Genomic DNA, 4,729 nt, shown 5'->3' on the forward strand with positions numbered 1-4,729 from the left:
GTGGCGGGCGCATCCGGATCGCGCAGCTTGGGACGGCTGCGCAGCAGCTCAAAGACGCGGCCCGCGGCGCCGATGGCCTCCTGGTACGCGCTCCACAGCCCGCCGATGGCCCCCACGGCGTTGGCGGCCATGGCGCTGTAGAGCAGGAACGAGACGAGCGTGCCCGCCGTGAGCTCCCCCCGCAGCACCATCCGCCCGCCGATCCACAGCACCAGCACGGACGCGGCAAAGCTCACGAACCCGATGACGCTGAAGAAGAACGCGCGCGTCACGGAGCGGCGCAGGGCCACGGCCACGGACTGGCCGATACGCTCGCCGTATCGACCGCGCTCGTGCGGCTCGCGCACAAAGCTCTGCACCACGCGGATCTGCGCGAACGCCTCCTCGGCGATGGCGCTGGCCTCGGCCACCTGGTCCATCACCCCCTGCGACGCCACGCGCAGCAGCTTGCCGAAGTAGAACGCCGTCCCCACGACGACGGGGACCACGACGAGGGTGACGAGGGTGAGGTAGACGTGCGTGACGGTGAGCATCACCAGCGCGCCGACGAGCATCAGCACCTGCCGGCACAGCTCCGTGGCGTGCATGGTGAGCACGCCCTGCAGCATGGAGACGTCCGTGCCCAGGCGGCTGGTGAGCTCGCCCGTGCGGCGGTCGGCGAAAAACGCCGGCGGCAGCCCCAGCAGGTGGCCGAACAGGTCCATCCGCAGCTGCGCGATGATCTTTTCGCCCGTGACGCTCAGCAGGTACGCCTGGACAAAGTTCATCACGGCCTGCACGGCGAACAGCGCGACGAGGAACAGCGCCGTGCGGTCCAGCTCCGCGCGGCTGCCGGCCACGAACGCCGAGTCCAGGATGCGCCCCACGATGCGGGGAAAGACGAGCCCGGCGGCGCTGCTGCCCAGCAGCATGACGGTGGCGATGAGCAGCTTGCCCCGGTGCTGCCGCAGGCGCGGCAGCAGCTGGCGCATCTCGCCGCCCCTCAGCTTTTGCCAGAAGGTGGGCCTGGAGGGGGCCGCCGCGGGGGGCTTGGGACGATCCGTTTGCGCCGGTGCGGGCGCGGGGCCGGGAGATGGCTCGATGACAGTCATGGTCCCGCAATCTACACCCCGCCATCGCGTTCACCAACGGGGCGGATGAACGGATTCGGGGTGGACGGGTCAGGCGGCGCCCGGTTGGGGACGGGACGGTGGATGGGAGGCGGGAATCCGCGACGGGGAGCCGGTCGATGAGGATGGCGTCTCGCGACAGAGGGGCGCCTTCGAGACGGAGCGACTGAAGTCGCCGCAACGACTGCGGAAAGCCTCACCCCTGGACGGCAAACTGCGCCGTCCAGGGGTGAGGCTTCAACCACGTGAGCGCACCGTTTGTCCTTCCGTGCGCTCCAGGTCCGGGTACAGCGTGCCCGTCCGGTGGTGCTCGGCCTGGTTCAGCACGTAGGCGCGCACGGTCGGCACGCCGCGCTTGCTCACGGTGAATGCACCATATCCACCCTGCCACTTGAAGACGCAGGGCGCCTTCGCGACGTGCGTCACGAAGTGCGAAGAGGCACCTTTCAAGCGCTGGACAAAGGTGGAGATGCTGATCGTCGTCGGGAAGCGGGTGAGGACGTGCACGTGGTCGTCAATCCCGCCGATGGCGATCACGTCGGCGCCCAGCTGCGACGCCTGGTGCTGGATGACGGCGTAGAGGCGCTGCTGCAGGTCCGGCGTGATCAGCGGCGCCCGCTTCCACGTGGACCAGACGAGGTGCACGTACAACTGCGTGAATGGATGCCGCATCGGATCTCCAGGTTCGCAGTCACGTGGTTGAAGCCTCACGCAGTTTGTGAGGCTTTCCGCTGTCGTTGCGGCGACTTCAGTCGCTCCGGCCGGGGCGCCGCTCCATCAGCAGAGGGTTGCCGGTCACCGCTCCTCCTCCACCGCCACGGGCGGGTCCGGGTCGCCGAGGGGGATCTCGGCGCGGACGCGCGTGCCGGTGCCGGGGGTGCTCTGCACGTCCACGCGGCCGCCCAGGTACGCGGCGCGCTCGCCCATCCCGAACAACCCCAATCCGCCACCCGCCGCGCGCACCTCCGGCACGTTGAAGCCGTGCCCGTCGTCCTCCACCGTCACCACCAGGCGGTCCGGCTCGCGGACCACGCGCACGGCCGCGCGCAGGGCGCCCGAGTGTCGGATGACGTTGCTCAGCGCCTCCTGCACGATGCGGTACACGGCCAGCTCCGCCTCGGGCGGCAGGCACGACACGTCGCCATCGGCCTCCAGGGAGAGGTCGATCTCGGCGATGGCGCGGATGGAGCGCACGTGCGATTCGATGGCGGGGATGAGCCCCAGCTCGTCCAGCGCCGGCGGACGCAGCCCCCGCGCGAATCGCCGCACGCCTTCCAGTGCGCCGCCGATCTGCTCGCGCATGTCGTCCAGCAGCGTGGAAACCGCCGCGGGATCGCTGGCCTTCCTGACCACGCGGATGCGGATGAGCAGCGCCGCCAGCAGCTGCGCCGTCTCGTCGTGCAGCTCGCGGGCAATGCGCTTTCGCTCCTCTTCGGCCGCGTTGAGGGCGGTGGCGGCCACGGCGCGCAGGCGCTCGCGGTTGCGGGTGGCCGCGTCGAGCATGGCGTTGAAGGTGCGCGTCAGCCGGTCCAGCTCGCGGTCCGCCACGGGCGAAAGCGGCACCCGCGCGTCCAGGTCGCCGCGGTGCACGCGGGCGGCCGTGCGCTCCAGCGCGTCCAGCGGCTGCAGGGCCAGGCGCAGGATGAGCGCGTTGACGAGCAGGGTGGCCAGCATGCCGCCGATGGCCAGCGCGCCCACCAGGTCCAGCAGCGACGCGGACGGATGCCGGCGCACGAAATCCGCCGTGACCATGCTGCCCACGATGGTGCCCACGAGCACCAGCGCCGCGTTGGCCAGCAGGATCTTGTAGAACAGCGGCACCCGCAGGGCCCACCGCACCGCGCGCGGCAGCCTGCGCGCGGGCGCGCCGGGGGGCGTCGGCGGAGCGGGGAAGGGGTCGATGTGAGACATGCGGCGGAAGATAGGAGCGGGGCGATGCGGGGCAAGCGGGCTGATCCGGGCAGGCGCGGCGGGGAGAATCCCTACCCACCAGCCACCTTCGAGACAGAGCGACTGAAGTCGCCGCAACAAGGGCGGAAAGCCTCACAAACTGCGTGAGGCTTCAACGACCCGGGACAACGAGTCCGTGCTCGTCGGCAATCCTATAGCGGATCATCTACGTTGGTGAAGCCTCACCCCTGGACGGCGCAGTTTGCCGTCCAGGGGTGAGGCTTTCCGCAGTCGTTGCGGCGACTTCAGTCGCTCTGGCCGGGGCTGACGCTCATCCCCTCCACACCACCGGCATTGGCTCCTTCTGCGCCAGGAGCGCCACGATGCGCTCCAGCCAGCGCTGGTCCACCTCGTCGAACGCCGCGGGGATCGTGCTGTCCACGTCCAGCACGGCGATCAGCTCGCCGCGGGCGTCGAACACGGGGACCACGATCTCGGACGCGGACGCCGAGTCGCAGGCGATGTGGCCCGGGAACGCGTGCACGTCCTCCACGACGAGCGTTTCGCGGCGAGTGGCCGCGGCGCCGCACACGCCCCGCGCAAAGTCGATGTCCAGGCACCCCAGCGTGCCCTGGTACGGACCCACGAGCAGCCGCGTGGGCCCAACCCGCCGGTAGAAGCCCGTCCAGAAGTAGTACGGAAATCCGTTGTGCAGCAGGCACGCGACGGACGCCATCGCCGCCGTCAGGTCCGGCTCGCCGGCCAGCGTGGCCTCGATCTGCATCATCAGCTCGGCGTAACGCGTCTCCTTGTCGGCCGCGTCCATCCGCAGCTCGCCCGTCTTGTCCGCCACCAGCGTGTATTCCGCCATCCGTTCCTCGGTGCTGTCGATCGTGGGTCGTATCCGGGAGAAGCTGGATGATACACCGCAGCGTCCGTGGCGGGCGAGGGGTGAGCCAGGGACCGATTCGAGCAGGGTGGCGGAGGATCGTCGGCGGGCGGGGGCCCTCACCCGCGCGACGCGCTTGCGACCTCTCCCGCAAGCGGGAGAGGTGCAGGGGACAGATCCTGCTCAGGTTTGGGCGAGGCGGATGGGTGGATGATCAGCGGAGCGTCAGTCCTCGATCTCGCCCCGCGCGGCGGCGGCCGCCCACGCGCCGATCAGGCCGGCCTCGGCGACGGCGTCCAGCAGGTAGACGGGCGGGATGATGCCCTTCTGCGTGTAGATCACGTCCACGGCGGCGAGGGCGGCGGCGGACCCGGCGGCCAGCATCGCGATCTCGGGCGTTACGCGGCGGCGCAGGCCCGCGACCGTCATCGTGGCCCCCGCGACAGCGATGAGCGCGCCGACGGTCTTCACGAGCCAGTCGTCCGTCTTTTCGCCCGTGACCGCCTCGAAGCTGCGCATGTGCAGGATGGGCCACACGCCCGTGGCGACGTAGAACGCACCCTGCGCCACGGCGAGCGCATCCGCCGGTCCTGCATCACGGTGCTGGCTGTACGCGATCACGGGCGCGTCCTCCGCGTGGATTGGTCGGCATCGTCCGGACGATTTCAGGGCGGGGCGGGGGTGCAAGCCGCGTTCCGGACGGGCCCTCACCCGGGCTCGTAAAACTCGCCCACCCTCTCCCGCAAACTGCGCGGGAGAGGGTGTAGGACCCAGACCATGCACATCAGCGGAGCGTGTCTCGCCCGCGGAGGGCCCCCACCCCCCGACCCCCGGCCCCCGC

General features: G+C 70.5%; 5 protein-coding genes. All 5 read right to left on the reverse strand.

Going from position 1 to position 4,729, the window contains the following annotated elements; translation table 11 throughout:
• A partial coding sequence (locus VFZ20_RS28340) for an ABC transporter transmembrane domain-containing protein (RefSeq protein ID WP_329687332.1) occupies positions 1-971 on the reverse strand: 971 nt, incomplete at its 3' end.
• A gap of 375 nt (positions 972-1,346) precedes the next feature.
• Positions 1,347-1,781: an IS200/IS605 family transposase gene (gene tnpA / locus VFZ20_RS28345; protein WP_329687333.1), complete on the reverse strand. Its 435-nt coding sequence runs from the start codon at positions 1,779-1,781 to the stop codon at positions 1,347-1,349.
• A gap of 123 nt (positions 1,782-1,904) precedes the next feature.
• The gene (locus VFZ20_RS28350) at positions 1,905-3,020 is read right to left on the reverse strand and encodes a sensor histidine kinase (protein WP_329687334.1); all 1,116 of its coding nucleotides are present in this window, start codon (positions 3,018-3,020) and stop codon (positions 1,905-1,907) included.
• A gap of 310 nt (positions 3,021-3,330) precedes the next feature.
• On the reverse strand, positions 3,331-3,870 hold the full coding sequence (locus tag VFZ20_RS28355) for a GAF domain-containing protein (protein WP_329687335.1): 540 nt from the start codon (positions 3,868-3,870) through the stop codon (positions 3,331-3,333).
• Between the two features lie 243 nt (positions 3,871-4,113).
• On the reverse strand, positions 4,114-4,509 hold the full coding sequence (locus VFZ20_RS28360; protein WP_329687336.1) for a hypothetical protein: 396 nt from the start codon (positions 4,507-4,509) through the stop codon (positions 4,114-4,116).
• Positions 4,510-4,729: the final 220 nt, after the last annotated feature.

Source organism: Longimicrobium sp. (assembly GCF_036280135.1).
GTDB lineage: Bacteria > Gemmatimonadota > Gemmatimonadetes > Longimicrobiales > Longimicrobiaceae > Longimicrobium.

Coding starts and splice junctions, on each gene's coding strand:
- VFZ20_RS28355 (WP_329687335.1), bottom strand. CDS start 3,870: ATGGCGGAATACACGCTGGTGGCGGACAAGACGGGCGAGCTGCGGATG.
- tnpA (WP_329687333.1), bottom strand. CDS start 1,781: ATGCGGCATCCATTCACGCAGTTGTACGTGCACCTCGTCTGGTCCACG.
- VFZ20_RS28350 (WP_329687334.1), bottom strand. CDS start 3,020: ATGTCTCACATCGACCCCTTCCCCGCTCCGCCGACGCCCCCCGGCGCG.